This window comes from Streptomyces sp. NPDC007896, assembly GCF_042959425.1.
Classification (GTDB): Bacteria; Actinomycetota; Actinomycetes; order Streptomycetales; family Streptomycetaceae; genus Streptomyces.
In genome coordinates, this window is the sequence record NZ_JBIBKX010000005.1 from 158,961 (window position 1) to 181,563 (window position 22,603).

A 22,603-nucleotide genomic window follows, 5' to 3' on the forward strand; every position below is an offset into this window, starting at 1 on the left:
CTACTGACCCCGCTCGACGCTCACGAAGGCCGCGCGATCCCGGTCTCTCAGAACGTGAAGAAGCTCGTCCCGTAGGAGTTCTTCACGCACTCGTTGGCGAAGGTCCGTTCGTACGCGACGCGCTTGCCGCGCCAGACACCCTCGACGGTGACGACCACCGGATCGAACTGCCGCGTACACAGTGCGCCGTCTCTGAGGGTCAGGGCGTCGAAGTCGCCGTTCACCCCCCGGAGTTCGGCGCAGGCGTCGTAGGCGGCGGGGTGGGTGCCGGAGGGGGTCGGGGCGCAGTTCAGCGTGACCGCGCGCTCCGGGGTGACGGTGGCGGCGGTCTCTCCGTGGCCCATGGTGAGCACCAGGGCCGAGGGGGCGTAGAGCCCGGAGGGGGCGAGAGCCGGCGTGGCATGGGCTTGGCTCGTGACCGTCCGGGTCTCAGCCGTCTGAGTCACGTGGGCCGGGGTGGCGAGGGCGGACCCCCCAAGGGGGCCGCATACGGCAGCGGCCGTGAGGGTGAGAGTCGCTGCCCAGCGCGCGGTGGTCGGCATTGTGTGCATCCTTCCGCTCGATTGAATGCAGTACCGGCTCGGTTGGGTGCCGGTGCGGCGAGCGCGAGTCTGCCGAGTCCGGACCGGAAACACACATCGACCCCATGCGTTTCAGTAACTTTGAGTGTTGAAGCAGTGGCGTGAAGTAGCGAAACTCGAACGTTCAAGCCCCGGAACTGAGGGGTTGTTGATCGCCAAGGACACCCTCCTGGCCGGATTCCCCCGGCTCCGCAATAGGCCTGAAACATTCCGGTTCAGCCCCCGGCGGACCCTCTTGCTTCTTCCGCGCAAGGGAGTAATCGTCATTACATGATTACTTCAGAGCAGCACGAGAAGCTGCGCGGCTGGTTCGCCGGCCGCTTGCCCGACGATCTCTTCGAGAGCCTGGTGGAGGTGACGGTCGACCGGGAGGAGATCACCGTCGTCGGCCGCATCCCCGAGCCCGGGCTCGCCGAAGGTGCCTCGGACGCCGAGAAGGAGGCGGCCGCCCAGGCCCGTATCCAGGAATTCCGCGAGCGCACCCGCGACGACCGGGTCGCGGTGGCACGGGAAGCCGAGCACCGGTTCGGCAAGAAGGTCTCCTGGGGTGTGGAGTGCGGGGGCGAGCGCGCCCTGTTCACCCACATCGCCGCGCCCGTCATGACCCGGCTGCGCCAGCCCGAGCGCCAGGTCCTCGACACCCTCATCGCCGCCGGGGTCGCGCGCAGCCGCAGCGACGCCCTCGCCTGGTGCGTCCGTCTGGTCCAGCGTCACGCCGACGACTGGCTGACGGAACTGCGCGACTCGCTGGAGCATGTACAGCGGGTCCGGGCCCAGGGTCCGGACGCCACGCCGCGGGACGCCACACCTGACGAGGAGTGACCGACCGCGTCACACTGACAGCAACAGCCGACAGGACGAGGTGGTCGCGGATGAAGTTCGGAGTGTCGACGTTCATCACCGACGAGGGCATCGGCCCCAGGGCCCTGGGACCCGCTCTCGAAGAGCGCGGGTTCGACACGCTGCTGCTGGCCGAGCACTCGCACATCCCGGTGAGCCGAAAGACGCCGTATCCGGGCGGCGGCGAACTGCCCCGCGTCTACTACCGCACGCTCGATCCGTTCGTGGCGCTCGCCGCGGCTGCCTCCGTGACCCGCGACCTGCTCCTGGGCACGGGGATCGCCCTGGTGGTCCAGCGTGATCCGATCACCACCGCGAAGGAGGTCGCCTCCCTCGACCTGATCTCCGGCGGCCGCGCCGTGTTCGGTGTCGGCGCAGGCTGGAACCGGGAGGAGATGCGCAACCACGGCACGGATCCGGCCTCCCGCGGCCGGCTGATGGACGAGCGCATTCGCGCCATGATCGAACTCTGGACCAAGGACGAGGCCGAGTTCCACGGCGACTTCGTCGACTTCGCACCCGTCTACGCCTGGCCCAAGCCGGTCCAGCGGCCGCACCCACCCCTGTGGGTCGGCGGCAACAGCGAGCGCACCTTCGCCCGCGTCGCCGAGTACGGGTCGGCGTGGCTGCCCAGTGGCGTACCGCCCAAGGAACTGGGCGCGCGCATCGAACAGATGCGCAAGACGGCCGGTGACGGGCCGGCCGTGGTGGTGTACGCGGGCGGGCACGACCGCGAGTCCCTCGACATCTACGCGGATCTCGGCGTCGACCGGGTGCTGGTGTATCTGCCGACCCAGCCGCAGGACGAGACACTGCGCACACTCGACGAGCTGGCCGAGGCCGTGTCCGCCCACCGCTGACGCTTCCGGCCACCGGGGACTGCGAGCTCACCGTGTTCCCGCCGCCGGGGAATCGGAGCTCGCCGTGCCGGACATGGACGAGGAGGAGGCGCGCCGCCGGTTCACGGCGGCACGGGTGGCGCGCCTGGCGACGGTGGACGACGAGGGGCACCCGCACCTGGTGCCCCTCGTCTTCGCGGCGCACGGCGGTGAGATCGTCACCGCCGTCGACCACAAGCCCAAGAGATCGCGACGGCTGCGGCGGCTGCGCAACATCGCCGCCCACCCCGCCGTGTGCCTGCTCGTCGATGTCTACGACGAGGACTGGGACCGGCTGTGGTGGGTACGGGCGGACGGTGACGCCCGCGTCCTGCCGCCCGGGACGCAGGACGAGTACACGGCGGCGATCGCCCTGCTGCGCGAGAAGTACGCGCAGTACCGGCAGCGGCCGCCGGACGGCCCGGTGATCGCCGTCACCGTCCACCGCTGGCACGGCTGGCGCGCCGCACCGCAGCCCGGCCCGGAGCACTGAGCCACCGCCGGGCACCTGCCATGACGGACAAACGCTCCACTGGACGAATGCTCCACCCCGGACGCGGAAGATGGATGTTTTACCTTCTGGCGCAGGCCCCGGCCCGGCCTTAGCGTCGGCAGAACTCCTCAGGACAGCATCCGCTTGCGCCGCACACCCCGCGGCGACAACGGGCCTCCCTCCCCTCGCGCCACCAGGCGCTCCACCGCCCGCGTCCGGGCACAGGCACTTCGCTGGAGCACCCTTGTCCGAGAACTCCCCCGCCACGCCGTCGCCGTCTCTCACCGAGGTGGAGACCTACGGCGTCGAGCGCATCCCCGACGCGGACCGCACCGCGTCGCCGCTCGACCTGTTCAGAGTCGCCTTCGGCGGTGCGAACACCTTCTCCACCTGCGTCCTCGGGGCCTTCCCCATCCTCTTCGGCCTCTCCTTCTGGCAGGGGCTCGCGGCCACCCTCCTGGGAGTCGTCGTCGGGGCGCTGATCCTGTGCCCGATGGCGATGTTCGGCCCGGCCAACGGCACCAACAACGCGGTCGCCTCCTCCGCGCACCTCGGTGTGCACGGCCGGGTCGTCGGTTCGTTCCTGTCGCTGCTCACGGCCGTCGCCTTCTTCTCGATCTCGGTGTGGAGCTCCGGCGACGCCCTGGTCGGCGGCGCGCACCGGCTGTTCGGACTGGAGCAGAACAATCTGTCGTACGTGGTCGCGTACGCGCTCTTCGGCTGCCTGGTGCTCGCGGTGTGCGTGTACGGGTTCCGGTTCATGCTCTTCGTCAACAAGATCGCGGTGACCTCGGCGACCCTGCTCTTCCTGCTCGGCGCGATCGCCTTCGCCGGTGACTTCGATCCCTCGTACGCCGGTGCCTTCACGGCCTCGGCCGACTCGGCGACGCAGGCGCTGTTCTGGCCCTCCTTCATCGGCTCGGCGCTGATCGTGCTGTCGAACCCGGTGTCCTTCGGCGCGTTCCTCGGCGACTGGTCGCGTTACATCCCGGCGAACGCGCCGCGCCGCAAGGTCGTCGGCGCCGCGTTCCTGTCCCAGATCGCCACCCTGCTGCCGTTCGTGTTCGGACTCGCGACCGCGAGCATCATCGCGACCAAGGCGCCGAAGTACGTCGACCCGGCGGCCCCCGACTTCGTGGGCGGCCTGCTGGCCATCTCGCCGAGCTGGTTCTTCCTGCCGGTGTGTCTGCTCGCCCTGATCGGCGGCATGTCGACCGGCACGACGTCCCTGTACGGCACCGGGCTCGACTTCTCGTCGGTGTTCCCGAAGCTGTCGCGGGTCCAGGCGACGATCCTGGTCGGAGTCCTGTCGATCGCGTTCATCTTCATCGGCCGCTTCGGCTTCAACCTGGTGCAGTCCATCTCGACGTTCGCCACGATGATCATCACCTGCACCACGCCCTGGATGGTCGTGATGATCCTCGGGTTCTACACCCGGCGCGGCTGGTACGACCCGGACGCGCTCCAGGTCTTCAACCGCCGTCAGCGCGGCGGCCGCTACTGGTTCACGCACGGCTGGAACTGGCGCGGCATGACGGCCTGGTGGGTGGGCGCCGTGGTCGGTGTGCTGTTCACCAACATCCCCGGCCAGTTCGTCGGACCGCTGGGCGACCTCGCGAACGGCATCGACATCAGCCTGCCGCTGTCACTGGCCGTCGCCGCCGTGCTGTACCTGGCAATGCTGCGGCTGTTCCCCGAGCCGCGGGCGGTGTACGGGCCCGAGGGCCCGCGGCTGGCCCGTACCGTCGACGTGCCGGTGCCGCCGATCACCGGTCCCGGTACGGAGAACGAGGGCACGCCCGCGGTCCTCGCCGTCGAAGGCAGTTGAGGAGCCGACGGAGAGCTGGTTGATGAGCTGATGGAGAACTGATGGAGAGCTGGCTCGACCTGTCCGTGCCCGTCGTCACCGGCATGCCCGTCTATCCCGGTGACCCGGAGGTGGAGGTCTCCAGGGCGTTGCGGGTCGCCGAGCACGGAGTGAACGTCCTTCGGCTGCACATGGGGTCACAGTCCGGTACGCATGTCGACGCGCCGTACCACGTGGACGAGGCGTGGCCCACGTTGGACGATCTTCCGCTGGAGCGGTTCGCGGGGCCTGCGGTCGTCGCCGACGTCCGTGGGCTGCCGGCGCGGGCGCCGATCACTCCCGATCTGCTCGCCCCTGCCCTGGGTCTGCTGCGGCCCGGTTCGATTCTGCTGCTGGCCACCGGGTGGTCGCGGTACTGGGGAACCGAGGACTACCTCGCCCATCCCTGGCTCACGCCCGAGGCGGCGGAGGCCGTGGTCGCGGCGGGTGTCCTCACCGTCGGGATCGACGCGCTGAGCGTCGATCCGACCGGTCCCGTGGATCTTCCCTCGCACCGTGTGCTGTGCGGAGCGGGGGGTGTGATCGCGGAGAACCTGACCGCGCTCGGAGGCGTCGCGGACGCGCAGGCCGCGGGGTGCTCGGTCGAGGTGTTCCTGTTTCCGATGCGCCTGGCCGGGGCCGACGGGGGCCCGGTCCGGGCGACGGCCCGCGTCACGCCCCGCGCGCGGTAGTCCCTACCTGGGGTAGTCCCTACCTGGGGTGTGTTCGTCGGGTGCGGGCGGGTGGGGCCTGGTCGCGCAGTTCCCCGCGCCCCTCGAACGGGGCTTCGCCCCGGATCCCGGCCCGCCCCATTTCGTTCGGCTGCGGGCCGGTGGGGGCCGTTCGCGCAGTTCCCCGCGCCCCTAAAGGCCTCGGGCCGGCCGACGCCGAGGGCGCAGCCCACCCACGCCGGCCCACACCACTCAGCCCGTCCGGCGCTTGAGGACGAGCCCTTCGGGCGATGCGGGGGTACAGGGGGCGCAGCCCCCGTCGGGGTCGGGGTTGAAGGGGCGAAGCCCCTGGGGGATGGGTCGGGTAGGGCGGCGGGGGCGAGGAGGCTACGGCCTGATCGTGCGGGCGATGTCCAGGGTGAGTCGTTGCCAGGGGTCGCGGGGATCCCGGGACGTCAGGGCGTGGATGCGCCGCAGGCGATAGCGCAGGGACTGCGCGTGCAGGTGCAGCACCCGCGCGGCGGCGCTCGCCGAGCCGGCGTCGATGTACGCGGTCAACGCCTCCATGAGATGCCGCTGCCCCGGGTCGGTGAGCGGCCCCAGAACGAGGCGGGCGACATGGTCCGGCGCGGCGACCGGATGCCCGCCGAGCAGGGCGAGGACATGGGCGTCGGCGTCCGTGAGGACACGCCCCGGCCGGTGCGCGTGGGCAGGCGCCGTGTCGAGGGCGTCGGCGGCGAGCCGATGCGCCACGGCGACCCGGTCCAGGCTCTCCCCGGTGATCGCGCAGCCCCGCCAGGACCGCGCGTCCAGCACAGCCCCCGCCCTGGCGGCAGCCGCACCCGGCAGCAACACAACGGCACGGGAGCCACGTACCGTCGCGGACGAGGCCACCTCGTCCCCCGGAACGGCCAACGCCTCCAGCAGCCCCGTCGCCGCGTCGAGCGCCATGTCGGGACGCTCCGCGCCCACCGGCTCGGCCACCAACAGACAGTAGGGGTCGGGGAGTTGGACCCCCAGCCGGGCCGACCGGTCGCTCAGCGCACCCACCGAGGCGTGCCGCCCGGCGATCAGGTCGTCGAGCAGCAGCCGCAGCGCCCGGTCACGGTCCGCCGCGAGGTCCTCGTCGGTGGCGGCGTACGCCGTGGTCATCTCCTCGGAGAGGGTGTCGAGCGCGGTCAGCAGCATCCGGGAGAGGGCGAAGGCGTCCGCGGCGGCGAGCCGGGGCGCGCGGGCCGCGATCTCGTCGGTGAGGACGGTCGCCGCCACCCGGTAGGCCCGCAGCACCGCCTGCACGGGCCGCCCGTCCGCCGCGCGGGCCGCCGCGATGCCTCGCAGGCGCCGCAGGTCCGACGGTTCGAGGGCGCCGTCGGTGACCCACAGGTGGAGCAGCCGCTCCAGACCCCAGGCCGCGATGGCCCGTACCTCCGGCAGCCGGCTGTCGTCCAGCGCGGCGTACACCGGGACCTGTTCGTGGACCGCCGAGACGATCGCCGCCACGACGCGTGGATCGGCGACCATCTCCTGCCGGACGTGCTCTCTGGCGGCAACGGGCTGACTTGTCACAGGGTGATGATCCCAGCCGCGCGATGTGCGCACCTCAGTGGACGGCTCTTGTCACCTTCGCCAGGATCGACGGCGTACAGCGCGGTCTCAGGGACGAGAGGCGGGACGTACGGATGGCTAAGCATTGGGCCGACTTCCAGTACGAGATCTATCTGAACGGAATGACGGGCGCCGTACCGCGGCTGCCCACCGATCTGACCCGGCTGGAGGAGCTCACCGAGCAGCGGCTCGGGCCCGGTCCGGTCGGCTACGTGGCGGGCAGCGCGGGCAACGGGAGCACCGCCCGGGCCAACCGGGCCGCCCTCGACCGGCGCCGGATCGTGCCGCGCATGCTGCGCGACGTACACGAACGCGATCTGTCCGTCGAGGTGTTGGGACGCGCCCTGCCGGCGCCGCTGGCGCTCGCGCCCGTGGGCGTGCTGTCGATCATGCATCCGGACGGGGAGTCCGCCGCCGCGCGGGCCGCCGCGGCGCAGGGCGTCCCCTACATCCTGTCCTCGGCGTCCAGCACGCCCATGGAGCAGGTCGCGGAGGCGATGGGTGAGGCGGAACGCTGGTTCCAGCTGTACTGGGCGAAGGACCGCGAGGTCACCCGGTCGTTCCTGGACCGGGCGAAGGCGGCCGGGTTCACCGCGCTGTTCGTCACCCTCGACACCCCACTGCTGGCCTGGCGTCCGCGCGACCTCGACCAGGCGTATCTGCCGTTCCTGCACGGTGTGGGCACGGCGAACTACTTCTCCGACCCGGCGTTCCAGGCGGGTCTGGCCAAGCCGGTGCACGAGGACCCCAACGCGGCCGTGCTGCACTTCGTCGGCATGTTCGCGGACCCGGGCAAGACCTGGCCCGACCTTGAGTTCCTGCGCGAGAACTGGGACGGGCCGATCGTCCTCAAGGGCATCCTGCACCCGGACGACGCCCGGCGCGCCGCCGACGCCGGGATGGACGGCGTGGTCGTCTCCAACCACGGCGGCCGGCAGGTGGCGGGGTCGGTGGCGGCGGCCGACGCGCTGCCGCGGGTGGTCGAGGCGGTCGGCGAGCGGCTGACCGTCCTCTTCGACAGCGGCATCCGCACCGGTGACGACATCTTCAAGGCGCTCGCGCTCGGCGCGCGGGCCGTGCTCGTCGGACGCCCGTACGCCTATGGGCTGGGCCTGGACGGGCAGACGGGCGTCGAGCACGTCGTCCGGTGTCTGCTCGCCGAGTTCGACCTCACCCTCGCCCTGTCCGGGCACGCCCGCCCCGCCGGCCTCGGCCCCGACGACCTGATCGAGGAATCCGCATGAGCCAGACCCACACGACCGACACTGCCCACATGACCGACACGATCGACACGACGGTCCCCTCGGTGGCGAAGAACGTTCTGGCCGTGGTCTCGCCCCACGTCGGCGGTCGCACCGCCGGTGCCGCGCTCGCCACCGTCTTCCCCGGCGAGGCCCGTGTCACCGTCGTGGAGACGACCGACGAGGACCCGGCCGCGCTGCGCGCGGCCCATGTCATCATCACGGGCCTCGGCCCGGTGACCGCCGAACACCTCGCCGCCGCACCGGACTTGGAACTGGTCCAGTGCGCGAGCCACGGTTTCGACTACGTGGATCTGGACGCCGCCCGCGCGAAGGGTGTGCCGGTGTGCAACATCGGCTCCAGCGGCGCCGAGAAGCAGAACGTGGCCGAGCAGACCTTCGCCCTCATGCTGGCCCTCGCCAAGCAGCTGGTCCCGGCGCACACCGCGCTCGTCGACGCCGACTGGGCGCTGCCGAGGCTGCAGCGGTCCATCACCGAACTGTCCGGCAAGACCCTCGGCATCATCGGGCTCGGCCACATCGGCGAGGAGGTCGCCCGGCGCGCGGTCGCGTTCGACATGAGCATCGTGTACGCCGGGCCGCAGTCCGTCGGCGCGCAGGCCGAGGCGCGGCTCGGCGGGGCCCGCCATGTCGAACTCGACGAACTGCTGCGGACGTCGGACTACGTCACGCTGCACGCCCCGCTCACCGAGGAGACCCGGCATCTGCTGAACGCCGAGCGGCTCGCGCTCCTCAAGCCGACCGCGTTCGTGGTCAACACCTCGCGGGGCGCCCTGATCGACCAGGACGCCCTCGCGGACGCGCTCGGGGCGGGCGCCCTGGCCGGGGCGGGCATCGACGTCTTCGACCCCGAACCGCCCACCGCGGCCCTGCGGTTGCTCAAGTCCCCGAACGTGGTGCTGTCGCCGCACGTCGCGGGCGTCACGCGCGAGACGCTCGTACGGATCGCGCTGGCGGCGGTCCAGAACGCCGCCGACTTCGTGGCGGGCAAGCCGCCCCGGGACGTGGTGTCCTAGGTCCTGTCGCCCGGGGCGCCCGCTACAGCCCCAACCCCTCCACGAGGGAGGAGAGTGGGGCGGTCAGCGGCAGCACGGGCTGGGGGCTCGTGCGGTCGCCGACGGTCACGGAACGGGGCTCGGCGGAGGACTCCGAGGGGGTCGCCGACGGGTCGGCCCGGCCGTCCGTCGGCGGCTCGCTGGGCGACGCGCTCGGCTCGTCCGCCGTGCCCTGCGGGGACGGCGCCTTGCTGACCGGCCGGGTCGTGGCGCTCGCCGTCCCCGCGATCGACAGCGACCCGGGGTCGGCGGAGGCGGAGTCGGTCCGCCACCGCTGCGCGTCGGAGCCGTCCCGGTCCTTGACGACGATGTCGGCGTTCGGATCGGTGGAACTGGGCGTGAGCGCGAGTCCCTCGCGCGAGCGGGACAGCAACTCGCCCCGCACGGTGAGGTCGTAGCGCACGTCGCCGCCCCGCGCGGCGCTCTGCGGGGCGCAGCGGTCCAGGGCGACGACACCGTCGTCGGCGTGCGAGTCCAGGCACAGCGCGGGGTCGGCGACGCTGCGCAGCAGGCCGTCGTTCTCATACGACCACTGCTGGGTCCAGGCGGACGAGCAGACGGCCAGCTCGGCCTCGGCACCGGCCTTGGCCCTGCCGCCCCGGATGTCGAGGCAGAGATCGGCGGCGAGGTTGCGCAGCCGGGTCTGCTCGGTGCTGGTGGGCAGTCCGGCCGAGGTCGGGGGCGAGGAGTCGACGGAGGGGTCCGGGGCGACCGGGCTGGGCGAGACGGTGTGGCTGCTGCCGACACCCGTGGAGGCGGCCGGGTCGGCGCCACCGTCGCCGTGGGACCACAGGCTGATGGTCAGCACGGTCACGAGCAGCACCGCCGAGGCGGTGCCCGCCCCCGTGAGCAGGACCTTCGAGTGCTTCTGGGCAATCTGGACCAGCCGCCCGGGGGCGGGAATCTGCGCCAGCAGACGATGCCGACCAGCACTCCCAGGACGCCCACCGGTCCCGAGACGCCCGCCGGTCCCCACGCGTCCGCCGATACCCGACCGTCCGCCGGCACCCGCCCGTCCGCTGCCGAACGCGGACTCCTCCTCGGGGCGCATCGCTTGCCGTACGCGCCCCGGGCGTGCGTCGAGGTAACGTCGCGCGCCCCAACCGAGCACCGCTTCGGCGAGCAGAATCCCCAAGCCGCCTTCGAAATAGCCGAGTTGCTCGGCCGCGTGCCGGCAGTGACGACACTCCCCCAGATGCTGTCGGACATCCGGCAGCAAGGCGCCGCCCCGACGAATCGGGACGTCCAACAGCCGGTTGTAGAAGCCGCATTCCTTGCTCGGCGCGAGTTCCCGGTGGGCGCGCACACATCCCTGGCGGAATTGCTCACGGGCCTGCTCCAGAGCGGCTGACGCGGTGTCGACGTCCAGGCCCGACAGACCGGCCGGTACGGAAATGTCCTCGGCCTCGACCTCGGTGTGCCACAGCAGGCACTGGGCGAGGGGCGGCAAGGCGTGGAAAGAGCGCTCGGCGAGCTTCCGATTTTCGGCGGTCATGGACTGCGCCGCCCGCATACCCCGCCCCCCGGCAGGTTTCCTCAAATCCGGCAGAACACCGGATATCCGGTCCTCACCGGCCCACTCATTGACGGTGTCCCGCACGGTCACGAGGAGTCGGGGCCGCAGAGCCGCTCCGGACTCGCCGCGTATCAGGCAGTCGAGCGCGTAGTGGAAGGAGGTGGCGGCGACCATCGACGTGACGTTCGAGGAAGAGGCGAGGCAGATGGCCGCGTAGTCGTGCGTCGGCTGCCAGTGCCGCGCCATCAGCAGGGCGACGGACTGCGTGGCCTCGCCCTCCGTCCGGCCTCTCAGCCGCGCGGCGAGGCTTTCGTCGGACTCCCCGGGAGCACCGCCGGGAGGGTAGGACGGGCGAGGGGGGTGGGGGGTGGGCACAGAGCGGGTTCCTTCCACGGTGCAAGGTGGTGCACAGAATTTCCTTGGTCGTCGAAAAGGGAGCCCCTGCCTGGTGCACACCTTTTTGACGGAGCGCCGGGAAAATGGCCGCCGGCCCGGAATAATGAACACCGATTTCATGCCCGGCCATTGACCCGCGCGGTAAGTTCACCCTCGCACAACACGCTCATGACCAACAAGGCACTTGAGCAACATCCACATATTGAAAGATAGTCAGTAACGGCGCCAACTCGCGTCGCTCGCACCGGCTTTCGAAATTTCCCGGGGCCCGTTCACGCGCCTCGCCGCGGCACCACGTGCATACGCCATGTGGCCTCACGCGCCCCGTGTGAACCGCGCGCTCGCTCCGGAGCCCGTCGCACGCTCCCGGCGCGCGGAGCTCCGTAGTCCACTGGAACCCGGCCCTTCTCGGAGGCCCCGCGCAGGACGGCGGCTCTCCCGCGCGAAACCGGCCGCCGGCCCCGATCCTCCCGCCCTCGGCCGGCGGCCTCGGGGGGCGGCAGGGGGCCGCGCGGCCGGTCTCAGATCTGCCAGGAGCGCAGCCGGTCGGCCGCGCCGTAGACGTCGGTCTTGCCGGAGATCAGATCCCGGGCGAGATCGACGAGCGCCCCGTAGGGCGGGTCGATCCCGACGCCGCTGACGAACATGTACGCCACCGCCGCCGAACAGGCGAAACGGGCGTTGGCGGCCGGTAGCGGCTTCAGCAGGACCAGGGTGTGCAGGAGAGCGGCGGCGCGCCAGGCCGGGTCGGAGTCGACTCCGAGGCGGGGCGGGTCGACGCGGTGCCGGGCCACGGCGGCGACCAGGGCCGAGAAGTCGTTGACCGTGGGCTGGTCGGGCAGCACCTCTTCGTGGCGCTGCAACAGCCACGGCACGTCGATGTGGATGACGGGAGCCATCGCTCAGGCGGCCCGTCCCTCGCCCCTGCCGGGAGGTTCGTCCTCGGGGAAGGCGGCCGCGAACTCGTCGGCGTGCGCCGTGAAGAAGCGGCGGAACACCTCCGCGCCCTCCTTCAGCGCCCGGTGCCGCACGATGTCGGCCGCGGCGGCCTCACGCACCAGGGCCTTCATCGACGTACCGCGCTCTTTGGCGATCTGCCGGAGGTCCTCGAGTTCACGGTCACTGAACTCCACATTCAAGGCTGGCATGCAGCCAAGGTACCGCGAGGGTACTTACTCGTAAATATCACCTGCTCAAGAGGTATGCGCAGCGGTACCGCGGACCGATTCAGCGGGGCTGCTCGCGGGCCGCCTCCGCCAGGGGCAGCCAGCGGGCGGAGGCGGCGAGCGGCAGGCACACCCAGTCCTTCATGGGGCGGCCGCCCATCGGGTCGAAGAGGTGGGCGCCGGTGACCGCGAGCGCCTCGGCGTGTTCGGGACTGTCGCGGTGCAGGCGGACCACGAGTTCGCCTTCGTGGAGACCGACGAAGGCCTTGCCGTTCGGGTCCTTCAGGCACGGCATGCCGAACATCTTGGAGAGCCTCGCCCCGCGGGGGACGAGATCCTCCGCGAGGCGGCCGAACAGCTCGGCGGCGTCCGCCATCAGGCGACCTTCCGTCCGGTGAGGGCGAGCAGGCGCTCCAGCGGGGTGGCGTCGGCGACGGGCTCGACCTCGGGTCCGAAGGATCCGTTCGCCCGGGCGCCTTCGGCGATCTGTCCGACGATGGCCGTCGCGGTGGCGACCACGTCGTCGTCGGCCGTGAACGGCTGCCCGGTGGCCGTGGCCAGGTCCCAGCCGTGCACGGTCAGCTCCATGATGGTGATCATCCCGGCGAAGGGGGCCGGGAAGGTGTTCGGCCCGAAGGAGGTCTCGCCCTCCCAGGCGCCGGGCTCGGCCCAGGCCGCGGTGAGCTGGTCGAGGAGCGGCGGATACACCACCCAGGGCGCCTCGGTCAGCGTCGTCGGGGCGTCGGCGGGCAGCGCCTGCTTCTTGGCGGCGTACCCGCTCATGGTCAGCACGCCGAGCAGGTGCTCGCTGAGCCGGTGGACGTCGAACGCGGCGCAGGGGGTGGGCAGTTCACGCTTTCCGGTGAGGTCCGACTGCCGGGCGTGCGCCCGCAGGTTACGGGCGGCGCGGGCGAGCTGGTCGGCGAGTTCAACGGGGTTGGTGCTCATGAGGGTTGCTCCCATTCAAGACGGGGTGGAGGTGATGGAGGAGAAGGGGACGGTCAGCCGAAGAACGGAGCGGGCTTGCCCGTCTCCGCGTACGCCTTGAGCGCCGTGAACTTGGTGGCCCAGCCGTAGGTGAAGTCGCGGTAGGCGTCGCCCCGGTCCGGGAACCCGGCGTGCGTGAAGCGCAACTGGACCCCGCCCTCGGGGACGTCGAGGATCTCGTACGTCTGCGTGGTGCCGGCCCACGGGCCGTTCTCACCCGCGAGGACCAGGCGCCGGTCGCCGGACTCGGTGATCCGCAGCCGCCAGGGCTCCGGCACGCTGGGGAAGCTCAGCGCGTGCTCCGCCCCGACGCCCTCCCCTATCGCGGCGTCCGTGGTGAACCAGCTGCGTACGCCGGTCTCGGTGGCGAGCGCCGCGCGGACGGTGTCCGCCTCGGCCTCGATGGTCAGCTGCATCGCGATGTCGGCCATCGGACGTCCTCCCAGGCATGTCGTGAGTGTCCGGTATCGCCCCGAACATCTTTCTTTAGTCGACACTAAAATAAGACCTACGTCCGACGCAAGTTAAAGCCATGACTAAAATAAGCAGCGTGGATCAGGTGAAGGCGATCAGCGAGCCGCGGCGGCGGGCGATTCTCCAGCTGGTGTGGCACGAGGAGCTGTCCGCCGGAGAGATCGCCGAGCGCTTCGACGTCACCTTCGGCGCGGTCTCCCAGCACCTGAAGGTGCTCCGCGAGGCGGGGCTGGTCGTCGTCCGAAAGGACGGCACCAAGCGGTACTACCGCGCGGACCGTGCTGGGATGGGACCGCTGGCCGCCTACCTGGAGTCCATGTGGGGCGACTCCCTGGACGCCCTGGCCGCGCTCGCCGAACAGGCCGAGCGGGAGGAGGAGCAGAAATGACCATCACCCCCGACGGCTCCGTCGTCGTACAGCGGCACATCAAGGCCCGTCCGCAGACCGTGTTCTCCTTCTTCACCGACGCCGACCGATGGCTGTCCTGGCAGGGCATCGAGGGCGCGTTCGACCCGACGCCCGGTGGCGCGTACCGGATGCGGGTCGTCGGTGAAGCGACCGCCTCCGGACGCTTCGAGGAGGTCGACCCGTACACGCGGATCGTCTTCACCTGGGGCTGGGAGAACGAGGGCGACCCGGTGCCGCCCGGCAGCAGCCGGATCGAGGTCACCTTCGCCCCCGAGCCGGAGGGCACCCTGCTCACCTTGACCCACTCCGGGCTGCCCGAGCCGGCCCGCGGGCCGCACCAGGAGGGCTGGGAGCACTACCTGGACCGGCTCGCCGTACGGGCGCCCGGTGGCGACCCCGGCCCGGACAACTGGATGGAGCAGAACCCCGCCTGAGCGCTTCCGGGCTCTCAGTCTCAGACCCCCCACAACCCGCGCCTGCGGTAACCCCCCTCCCAGAACAGCTTGTTGAGGACCCGTACGGGCGGGGGCAGCGCGCCGAGGAACCGGGCGCGGTCGGCGGGCGGCGCTCCGTCGACGATCCACGGTACGAAGAGCGCGGCTCCGCGCACGCCTTGCGTCTTTCGGATGCGACCGGTGAACGCGCCCCAGTCCGCGGGCGTCAGCACCTCCCGGATGAGTGGCAGGGCGCTCTCCTCCTCATGGGCGAGGTGTTCGTCGAGGGTCGACGCCAACGAGCGGACCAGCGCGGGGAGTTCGGCCGACCGGTCCATCAGGGCCGCGTCGACGGCGGTGAGCTGCGGGTCGAGGAGGGCGTGCTCCGCCTCCATCTCGGCGAGGAGGGCGACGTCCCGGGGCCGGCCCACGACCTTGCGCTCCAGACGCGGCCACAGATCGCTGTCCTCGGCGGTGTGGTGGATGTGCAGCTGATGCCTGAAGTTGTCCCAGCCCGCGCGGACCTGGGGGGTGAAGGCGGTGCCGTCGGCCGCCGCGGCGCCGAGGCGTTCCAGGTCGCGGCGGAAGGCGTCGTGGGCTGCGTACATGACGGTGAGATCGACGGTGCCGGTCGCGGCTTCGGTGGTCATGAGGTCGCTTCCTCCAGTTCGAGTTCGTGGACGGGCAGGGCGTGCGGGTTGGCCGACGGGCCGCGGTGACGGCGTACGGCGAGACAGGCGAGCGCGCCGGTCAGCAGGACGGCGGCCGAGACCAGGACGGCGGGACCCATGGCGTGCACGAAGCCGTGGCCGAAGACCTGGGCGCCCAGCGCGCGCATGCGGTCGGCGATGTCGTGCGGTACGCCCGCCGGCAGCCGCGCCGCCTGGCGCGCGTTCACATCGGTCCCCGCCTGGGAGAAGCCGCCGACGAAGCCGTCGCGGTACGCGGCGGGCAGCTGTCCGGCGCGCTGTCGGGCCTGGTCGGTGAGCGAGGAGGCGAGCTGGGCCTGGAGCACGGCGCCGACGACGGCGCCCGCGAGCACCGAACCGACCTGCCGCAGCGAGTTGTTGACGCCGGACGCCGCTCCGGAGAGCTTCGCCGGTACGTTGCGCATGACCTCCGTGGCCATCGGCGCGAAGGTGCAGCCCGCGCCCAGACCCGCGAGGAAGAGGGGGAAGGCGACCGCCGTCCAGCTCGACCCGACGTCGACCGCGGCCACGATCCACACCAGGGCCGCCGTCCAGGCGAGCAGCCCGGTCATCAGGATGAACTTGCCGCCGATCTTGTCCGCGAGGACTCCGGCGGGCCCGGCCATCACGAACGAGCCGAGCGCGAGAGGCAGCAGCACGAGCCCGGACTTGAGCGCGCTGAAGCCCAGTACGGACTGCAGATAGATCGTCAGCGGCAGGAACATCCCGACGATGCCGAAGGACACGGTGACACCCACGAAGTTGATGAGGGTGAAGTTGCGGTCCTTGAACAGTGAGAAGGGGACGAGCGGGTCGTCGCCCTGCTGGCGGCGCTCATGGCCGAGGAAGGCGGCGAAGAGGAGTGCCGCCGCGCCGAACAGCGACCAGATCCAGGCGTTCCAGTCGTAGCGCTGTCCCTCGGTCAGGCCGAAGGCCAGGCAGAAGAGGGTTCCTGAGGCGAGCAGCACACCCAGGGTGTCGAAGCGGTGGCGTACGGTGCGCCGTGAACCGGGGATGATCGCCGCGGCGAGGCCCAGCACCACGACCCCGAGCGGCAGGTTCACGAAGAAGATCCACCGCCAGTCGAGGTGGGTGATCAGCGCGCCGCCGATGATCGGGCCGAGGGCGCCGGAGACGCCCGCGACCACGCCCCAGATGCCCATCGCGGCACCCCGCCGGTCGGCCGGGAACACCTCCGCGATGATCGACAGGGTCTGCGGCATGAGCAGCGCCGCACCCAGGCCCTGGACCGCGCGGAACGCGATCAGCTCCGCCGGATTCCGCGCGAGGCCGCAGGCGAGGCTGGCGAGGGTGAACAGGGCGACGCCCGTGAGGAACAGGTTGCGTTTGCCGCGCAGGTCGCCGAGGCGGCCCGCGGTGATCATCAGGACGGCCAGGGCGAGGGTGTAGGCGTTGACGACCCACAGGATCTCGTCGAGGGAGGCGTCGAGGTCCTGGCCCATGTCGGGGATCGCGATGTTCACGATCGTCAGGTCGAGCAGGGTCATGAAGAAGCCCAGGGAGAGCGTGATGAGGATCGCCCATGGGTTGCCGTGCCACTTGTCGTGCCACTTCTTGAACACGGTGTCTGTCTCCTTGTGTCGAGGCATCGGACTCGCGGTCAAGAGGGCGTGGGCTTCGACCGGTGTGACGCCCGGCGGGCGTCATGAGACGTACGTCACATTTCACCCTCCGGACGTCACATTCGGGCCCGCTTCTCCCCTCGCAGTAGTGAGCACACCAAGGGAGGCAAGGCATGTCCGAAAGCCCCGCGACCGGGACGGCCGACGGCGCGACGCAGGTGTTCGTCGACCACCGCGAGCTGCTCTTCGCGATCGTCTACAACATCCTCGGCGGCGTCGCCGACACCGACGACGTGCTCCAGGAGACCTGGCTGTCCTGGACGGGCCGCGCCCACCGCACCCCGCTGGAGGGCATCACCAACCCGCGCGCCTATCTCGTACGCATCGCCGTGAACCACGCGCTCGCGCGGCGCGCCGCGATCACCCGCCGCCGCGAGACGTATGTGGGCCCCTGGCTGCCGGAGCCGCTGCTCGACGAGCCCGCCCCCGAGGACTCGGCCGACGACCGGGCCCTGCGCTCGGAGTCGGTGTCGCTGGCGATGCTCGTGGTCCTGGAGTCCCTCACACCGCTGGAGCGCGCGGTCTTCGTCCTCAACGAGGTGTTCGGCTACGCGCACACCGAGATCGCGGAGGTCATCGACCGCAGCCCCGCGGCGGTACGCCAGCTCGCGCACCGCGCCCGGGAGCACGTGCACGCCCGTCGGCCGCGCTACCAGGCCCATCCGCGCGTCCGTCGGCAGGCGACCGAGCGCTTCGTCGAGGCCGCGCTCGGCGGGGACATCGCGGCGCTGATGGAGATCCTGGCACCGGACGTCACGGTGTGGACGGACGGCGGCGGGAAGGCCTCGGGCGGGCTGCGTCCGGTGCACGGCCGGGACAAGGCGGCGCGGCTGTTCGCCGGTTACGCCACCCGGCGCGGCACCGGCTTCGACCTCCGCTACCGGCGCGTCAACGGCGACGACTCCGCCGTGCTCTTCGCGGGCGAGTCGCCGTACGCGGTCATGGTCATGGACCTCACCGAGGACGGCGAGCAGGTGTCAGGCGTCTACATCGTCACCAATCCCGAGAAGCTCGCGCATGTGCGGCGCGACGAAGAGAACCAGGAGTCCGGTGCCGACGGGACCAGGGTCGAGGAGGGGGAGCGCGCATGACCGCCACGGACCATCGGCCCGCGAAGGCGTCCTCCGGCGAACGCGTCGCCGACTGGTTCGACGGCCGGCTCGGTGTGTACGCCCTCGGCAGGCGCTATCTGCGCAAGGTCTTCCCGGACCACTGGTCCTTCCTCCTCGGCGAGATCTGCCTCTACAGCTTCGTCGTGCTGATCCTCACCGGGGTGTACCTGACCCTGTTCTTCCACCCCTCCATGAACGAGGTGACGTACCACGGCGGTTACGTCCCCCTGAACGGCATCCGGATGTCGGAGGCGTACGCCTCGACGCTCCACATCAGCTTCGACGTGCGCGGCGGACTGCTGGTCCGCCAGCTGCACCACTGGGCCGCGCTGGTCTTCCTCGCCGCGATGCTGACGCACATGATGCGGCACTTCTTCACGGGCTCGTTCCGCAGGCCCCGCGAGGTGAACTGGGTGTTCGGCTGGTCCCTGCTGCTCCTCGGACTGTTCGAGGGCCTCTTCGGCTACTCGCTGCCGGACGACCTGCTGTCCGGGACGGGGCTCAGGTTCGTGGACGGGGCGATCCTGTCGGTGCCGGTGGTCGGCACGTATCTGTCGTTCTTCCTGTTCGGCGGGGAGTTCCCCGGTCACGACATCGTGGCCCGCTTCTACTCGCTGCACGTCCTGCTGATTCCGGGGATCATGGCGGCGCTCGTCGTCGTGCATCTGATCCTCGTCGTGTACCACAAGCACACCCAGTTCGCGGGCCCCGGGAAGAGCGAACGCAACGTCGTGGGCACCCCGTTCCTGCCCGTCTACCTGGCGAAGGCGGGCGGCTTCTTCTTCCTGGTGTTCGGTGTCCTCGCGCTGATCTCGGCGGTCGCGACCATCAACCCGGTCTGGTCGTACGGCCCTTACCGCGCCGACCAGGTGTCGACGGGCGCCCAGCCGGACTGGTACCTGGGCTTCGCCGAGGGCCTGGTGCGCGTCATGCCGGGCTGGGAGATCACCGTGGCCGGGCACACCCTCGTGCTCGGCGTGCTGATCCCCATCGTCGTCTTCCCGCTGCTACTGGTCGCCATCGGCGTGTACCCGTTCGTCGAGTCGTGGGTCACGGGAGACCGGCGTGAGCATCATCTTCTCGACCGCCCACGCAACCGGCCCGTGCGTACGTCGATCGGAGCGGCGTGGATCAGCCTCTATCTGATCCTGCTCGCGGGCGGCGGCAACGACATCGTGGCGACACGCTTCCATCTGTCGATCAACACCGTCACCTGGGCGGTGCGGATCTCCGTGTTCGTCGTCCCGGCCGTCGTCTTCGTGGTCACCCGCCGCATCTGCCTGGGGCTGCAGCTGCGGGACCGGGAACTGGTGGCGCACGGCCGTGCGACCGGCGTCGTCAAACGCCTGCCGCACGGCGAGTACGTCGAGGTGCACCGCCCGCTCGGCCCGGCCGAACTCCACACGCTGACCGAGCACGAGCACCGGGACTCGTCAGACCACCGGGACCTCCAGACGGCTGATCCGCAGCCCGCCCTCGGCGGCGCCCGGGTGCCCGCTCGCCATGAGGAGCCGCAGCCGTGAGCCGCGTACCCCGTCGAAGGTGATCACGGTCGGCGCGTCGGACGCGGTGGCCCAGTCGACGGCCGTTCCCTTCACCGGCACATACCGCTTGCCGTCCCACACCGCGACCTCGACGGACGCGGGCAGTGCGTGCGTGGCGTCGACGGTGAAGGAGACCTCGACGCGGTCGACCGCGCGGGCACGGGCCCAGGCGACCGAGACCCAGTCCTCGGGGCGGGCCCCGCTGAAGGCGGGCAGCAGGGCCGTCGCCGACTTGTAGAAGGCGTTGGACCACCCCGTCGCCGCGTCGCCGTCGAGCATCGCGGCGGGCAAGGTGTCCCGGCGGCCGGAGTAACTGGCGTCCGCGAGCGGGTCGTTCGAGGCGCCGGGACCCGGGTCCGGCCGGAAGGCGGCGGGCGGGGTGGTCGTCTTCGAGCGTGCCGAGGTGGTGCGTACGGTGAGGGTGGCACCCCGCACTCCCTCGGAACGGGCCGTCACCTTCAGCGAGCCCGGCCGCGTCCCGGATCGTACGATCGCGAGCGCCTTGCCGTGGAAGGCCGTTCGGGTGCTCGCCTGATAGCGCTCGGCGCTCTCCTCCCGACCGTTGTCGAGCCCGGCGAGCGAGCCGCCGTCGATGTCGAAGGCGATCAGGTGCTCCGCGTCGGGCACGACCACACCACGGGCGTCGACGACCTCGGCCGTCACGAAGACCAGGGAACGGCCGTCGGCGGCGAGCGACGTGCGGTCGGGCGTGAGCCGTATCGCGTGCGGCGCCCCGGCGGTGCGCAGGACGTCCGTGGCGACGGTACGGCCGTCGCGGCGGGCCACCGCCTTCAACTCACCCGGCTCGTAGGGCACTTTCCAGGTGAGGTGGAGCTTGCCCGCGCTGCCGTTCGGGCTGGTGTAACTGCCCGGGTAGGGGCCCGAGGTGAAGGTCTTGTCGTCGCCGGTCGCCTCGGTCGTCTCCAGATAGGTACGGCCGTCGGTGGTCGTCTTGGTGTCGAACTTCCGTGTGCCGAGGGACTTCCCGTTGAGGAAGAGCTCCACGGTGTCGACGTTCGCGTACGCCCAGACCTCGATCGTGTCGCCCTCCTCGTGGTTCCAGGTCATGGGCACCAGATGGACCATGGGCTCGCTCACCCACTGGCTCCTGAACAGGTGGTACATGTCCTTGGGGAAACCCGCCGTGTCGACCGCGCCGAAGAAGGACGCCTTCACCGGGAACACGTCGTACGGCGTCGGCTCCCCGATGTAGTCGATGCCCGACCACAGGAACTCCCCCGCGAACCATTTGCGGTCCCGGTCCTTCTTGTGCCCGTACTCGCCGCTCATCGTCCAGGACGCGAGGTTGTTGTCGTACGAGGAGACCGCGCGCCGGCCCGGGGTGTGGTTCTCGCCGGTGTTGAGGTGCTCCGGCTCCTGATAGGTGGAGCGGGTCGAGGTCTCGGACGACGACTCCGACTCGAAGAGGAAGAGGTGCGGATAGGCGGCGTGCAGGGCGTCCACCGACGTGGCCGTGTTGTAGTTGAGGCCGAGCCCGTCCAGCTTGGCGAGCATGAGGTCGGCCGCGGAGCCCTTCGTGGGCACGCGGCGGTATTTGTCCGAGCCGATGACCAGCGGCCTGGTGTCGTCCGCCGCCTTGATCGCGGCGATGATCCGGTCCGCCATCGCGAGGCCCGGGGTGGAGGTGGAGTCGGGGATCTCGTTGCCGATGGACCACAGGACCACGGCGGGCGAGTTGCGGGCCGCGAGGACCATCTCGGTGGCGTCCTTCTCGCACCACTCGTCGAAGAACCGGCCGTAGTCGTACCTCGTCTTGCCGGTCCGCCAGCAGTCGAAGGCCTCCACCATCATCACGATGCCCAGCTCCTCGCAGACCTGGATCATCTGCGGCGAGGGCGGGTTGTGCGAGGTGCGGAAGGCGTTGACCCCCATCGACCTCATGATGGTCATCTGCCGGCGTACGGCGTCGACGCTGATCGCGGCGCCCAGCGCGCCCTGGTCGTGGTGCAGGTCGACGCCCTTGATCTTGGCGTGGACGCCGTTGAGGTGGAAGCCCTCGTCCGGGTCGAAGCGGAACGTGCGGATGCCGAAGGGAGTGCGGCAGGTGTCGGCCCTCGCGCCGCCGACCCGCAGTTCGGTCTCCAGGGTGTAGCGGTGGTCCGGGGTCGCGAAGTCCCACAACCGGGGCTCGGCGACGGTGAGTTCATGGGTCTCGTCCGCGCGGCCGGTGACCGGGACCGTGGTGGACGTACGGGCCACCGTACGGCCGTCGGGGTCGACGATCCGCGAGATCACCTGGACCTCGGCGGCGGCACCGGACTCGTTGACGACGGTCGTCCGCACCCGTACGACCGCCCGCTCCGCCGTGATGTCCGGCGTGGTGACATACGTGCCCCAGCGCTGGACGTGCACCGGTTCGGTGACCACGAGCCGGGCCTCGCGGTAGATACCGCTGCCCGAGTACCAGCGGCTGCTGGGCAGTTGGTTCTGGACCTTCACCGCGATGACGTTCTCGGTGGTGCCGTCCGTGTGCAGCAGACCGGTGAGGTCGAGGGCGAACCCCGTGTAGCCGTAGGGGTGACGCCCGACCTCCTCGCCGTTGCAGTAGACGTGCGAGTCCATGTAGACGCCGTCGAACTCCACAGAGATCCGTCGGCCGGCGAGGGCGGGCGGCAGCGTGAAGGTGGTGCGGTACCAGCCGAGACCGCCCGGGAAGAAGCCGGTGCCACTGGTGGTGCCGTGCTCCGTGGTGGGAGTCTGTTCGATGCTCCAGTCGTGCGGAACGGAGACTTCCCGCCACGCCGAGTCGTCGTAGCCGGGCTGCTCGGCGCCCTCGTACGCGCCGGTGGGGTCGGTGATCCCACCCGGGTCGACCAGCGCGAAGCGCCAGCCGTCGCGCAGCTCGACCAAGCGGCGGCCCGCGGCGCGCCCCGGCGAGTCCGCCCAGGCGTCGGCGGCGCCCAGGAGCGATCCGGCCGCGGGTACGGCGGTTCCTGCGATCAATACCGATCTTCGAGTGACCGTCATGGCGGCTCTCCCTA

Annotated in this window: 22 protein-coding genes; 11 read left to right on the forward strand and 11 right to left on the reverse strand. The window is 70.9% G+C overall.

Annotation, left to right across the window (positions count from 1 at the left end):
- Window positions 1-47: 47 nt before the first annotated feature.
- The gene (locus ACFZDJ_RS18075; RefSeq protein WP_385384099.1) at window positions 48-542 is read right to left on the reverse strand and encodes a subtilase-type protease inhibitor; all 495 of its coding nucleotides are present in this window, start codon (window positions 540-542) and stop codon (window positions 48-50) included.
- A gap of 309 nt (window positions 543-851) precedes the next feature.
- On the opposite strand from ACFZDJ_RS18075, the gene ACFZDJ_RS18080 reads away from it, so the two are divergent.
- The 5 genes from ACFZDJ_RS18080 (at window position 852) to ACFZDJ_RS18100 (ending at window position 5,330) form a co-directional block, all read left to right on the forward strand.
- Entirely contained in the window at window positions 852-1,403 is a 552-nt protein-coding gene (locus ACFZDJ_RS18080; RefSeq protein ID WP_067360110.1) for a hypothetical protein, read from the forward strand.
- A 50-nt stretch (window positions 1,404-1,453) separates the two neighbouring features.
- Window positions 1,454-2,281 carry an LLM class F420-dependent oxidoreductase gene (locus tag ACFZDJ_RS18085; RefSeq protein ID WP_384915518.1) on the forward strand — a complete coding sequence of 276 codons (828 nt, stop codon included), beginning with the start codon at window positions 1,454-1,456 and terminating at the stop codon, window positions 2,279-2,281.
- A 64-nt stretch (window positions 2,282-2,345) separates the two neighbouring features.
- Window positions 2,346-2,792 (forward strand): TIGR03668 family PPOX class F420-dependent oxidoreductase, encoded by a 447-nt coding sequence (locus tag ACFZDJ_RS18090; protein ID WP_391060068.1) that lies wholly within the window; start codon window positions 2,346-2,348, stop codon window positions 2,790-2,792.
- A gap of 244 nt (window positions 2,793-3,036) precedes the next feature.
- A complete protein-coding gene (locus ACFZDJ_RS18095) occupies window positions 3,037-4,620 on the forward strand; it encodes a purine-cytosine permease family protein (RefSeq protein ID WP_384915512.1) in 1,584 nt (527 codons plus the stop codon).
- A gap of 41 nt (window positions 4,621-4,661) precedes the next feature.
- Window positions 4,662-5,330 (forward strand): cyclase family protein, encoded by a 669-nt coding sequence (locus tag ACFZDJ_RS18100; protein ID WP_390936131.1) that lies wholly within the window; start codon window positions 4,662-4,664, stop codon window positions 5,328-5,330.
- A gap of 366 nt (window positions 5,331-5,696) precedes the next feature.
- Here ACFZDJ_RS18100 and ACFZDJ_RS18105 read toward each other — a convergent pair whose 3' ends face one another.
- Window positions 5,697-6,875, reverse strand: a complete 1,179-nt coding sequence (locus tag ACFZDJ_RS18105) for a helix-turn-helix domain-containing protein (protein WP_391060070.1) — start codon at window positions 6,873-6,875, stop codon at window positions 5,697-5,699.
- A gap of 113 nt (window positions 6,876-6,988) precedes the next feature.
- Here ACFZDJ_RS18105 and ACFZDJ_RS18110 point away from each other — a divergent pair, with 113 nt between their 5' ends.
- Window positions 6,989-8,158, forward strand: a complete 1,170-nt coding sequence (locus ACFZDJ_RS18110; RefSeq protein ID WP_390936135.1) for an alpha-hydroxy-acid oxidizing protein — start codon at window positions 6,989-6,991, stop codon at window positions 8,156-8,158.
- A gap of 29 nt (window positions 8,159-8,187) precedes the next feature.
- Window positions 8,188-9,192 carry an NAD(P)-dependent oxidoreductase gene (locus tag ACFZDJ_RS18115; RefSeq protein WP_391060566.1) on the forward strand — a complete coding sequence of 335 codons (1,005 nt, stop codon included), beginning with the start codon at window positions 8,188-8,190 and terminating at the stop codon, window positions 9,190-9,192.
- 22 nt (window positions 9,193-9,214) lie between these two features.
- Here the strand turns inward: ACFZDJ_RS18115 and ACFZDJ_RS18120 are convergent, their stop codons facing one another.
- The 6 genes from ACFZDJ_RS18120 to ACFZDJ_RS18145 form a co-directional block, all read right to left on the reverse strand.
- A complete protein-coding gene (locus ACFZDJ_RS18120; RefSeq protein ID WP_391060072.1) occupies window positions 9,215-11,122 on the reverse strand; it encodes a ricin-type beta-trefoil lectin domain protein in 1,908 nt (635 codons plus the stop codon).
- 542 nt (window positions 11,123-11,664) lie between these two features.
- On the reverse strand, window positions 11,665-12,042 hold the full coding sequence (locus ACFZDJ_RS18125) for a toxin Doc (protein WP_384915498.1): 378 nt from the start codon (window positions 12,040-12,042) through the stop codon (window positions 11,665-11,667).
- A 3-nt stretch (window positions 12,043-12,045) separates the two neighbouring features.
- Window positions 12,046-12,291 (reverse strand): hypothetical protein, encoded by a 246-nt coding sequence (locus ACFZDJ_RS18130; protein WP_054234230.1) that lies wholly within the window; start codon window positions 12,289-12,291, stop codon window positions 12,046-12,048.
- Window positions 12,292-12,370: 79 nt separating this feature from the next.
- The gene (locus ACFZDJ_RS18135) at window positions 12,371-12,685 is read right to left on the reverse strand and encodes a hypothetical protein (protein WP_390936140.1); all 315 of its coding nucleotides are present in this window, start codon (window positions 12,683-12,685) and stop codon (window positions 12,371-12,373) included.
- Window positions 12,685-13,257: a TIGR03086 family metal-binding protein gene (locus ACFZDJ_RS18140; RefSeq protein ID WP_391060074.1), complete on the reverse strand. Its 573-nt coding sequence runs from the start codon at window positions 13,255-13,257 to the stop codon at window positions 12,685-12,687. The genes ACFZDJ_RS18135 and ACFZDJ_RS18140 overlap by 1 nt, the downstream gene beginning before the upstream one ends.
- A gap of 53 nt (window positions 13,258-13,310) precedes the next feature.
- A complete protein-coding gene (locus tag ACFZDJ_RS18145; protein ID WP_391060076.1) occupies window positions 13,311-13,727 on the reverse strand; it encodes an SRPBCC domain-containing protein in 417 nt (138 codons plus the stop codon).
- A 119-nt stretch (window positions 13,728-13,846) separates the two neighbouring features.
- On the opposite strand from ACFZDJ_RS18145, the gene ACFZDJ_RS18150 reads away from it, so the two are divergent.
- The gene (locus ACFZDJ_RS18150; RefSeq protein ID WP_099919073.1) at window positions 13,847-14,158 is read left to right on the forward strand and encodes a helix-turn-helix transcriptional regulator; all 312 of its coding nucleotides are present in this window, start codon (window positions 13,847-13,849) and stop codon (window positions 14,156-14,158) included.
- Window positions 14,155-14,613 (forward strand): SRPBCC domain-containing protein, encoded by a 459-nt coding sequence (locus tag ACFZDJ_RS18155; protein ID WP_390936145.1) that lies wholly within the window; start codon window positions 14,155-14,157, stop codon window positions 14,611-14,613. Before ACFZDJ_RS18150 ends, ACFZDJ_RS18155 begins: the two co-directional genes overlap by 4 nt.
- Before the next feature lie 20 nt (window positions 14,614-14,633).
- Here the strand turns inward: ACFZDJ_RS18155 and ACFZDJ_RS18160 are convergent, their stop codons facing one another.
- Both ACFZDJ_RS18160 and ACFZDJ_RS18165 read right to left on the reverse strand, forming a co-directional pair.
- The gene (locus ACFZDJ_RS18160; RefSeq protein WP_391060078.1) at window positions 14,634-15,263 is read right to left on the reverse strand and encodes a hemerythrin domain-containing protein; all 630 of its coding nucleotides are present in this window, start codon (window positions 15,261-15,263) and stop codon (window positions 14,634-14,636) included.
- Window positions 15,260-16,885 carry an MFS transporter gene (locus tag ACFZDJ_RS18165; protein ID WP_384915480.1) on the reverse strand — a complete coding sequence of 542 codons (1,626 nt, stop codon included), beginning with the start codon at window positions 16,883-16,885 and terminating at the stop codon, window positions 15,260-15,262. Before ACFZDJ_RS18165 ends, ACFZDJ_RS18160 begins: the two co-directional genes overlap by 4 nt.
- Window positions 16,886-17,058: 173 nt before the next feature.
- Here ACFZDJ_RS18165 and sigJ point away from each other — a divergent pair, with 173 nt between their 5' ends.
- Both sigJ and ACFZDJ_RS18175 read left to right on the forward strand, forming a co-directional pair.
- Window positions 17,059-18,036 (forward strand): RNA polymerase sigma factor SigJ, encoded by a 978-nt coding sequence (sigJ, locus tag ACFZDJ_RS18170; protein WP_390936150.1) that lies wholly within the window; start codon window positions 17,059-17,061, stop codon window positions 18,034-18,036.
- Complete coding sequence (locus ACFZDJ_RS18175) at window positions 18,033-19,580, forward strand: cytochrome b N-terminal domain-containing protein (protein ID WP_391060080.1); 1,548 nt, start codon at window positions 18,033-18,035, stop codon at window positions 19,578-19,580. Before sigJ ends, ACFZDJ_RS18175 begins: the two co-directional genes overlap by 4 nt.
- Here ACFZDJ_RS18175 and ACFZDJ_RS18180 read toward each other — a convergent pair.
- Entirely contained in the window at window positions 19,491-22,589 is a 3,099-nt protein-coding gene (locus tag ACFZDJ_RS18180) for a glycoside hydrolase family 2 TIM barrel-domain containing protein (protein WP_391060082.1), read from the reverse strand. The genes ACFZDJ_RS18175 and ACFZDJ_RS18180 overlap by 90 nt on opposite strands.
- Window positions 22,590-22,603: the final 14 nt, after the last annotated feature.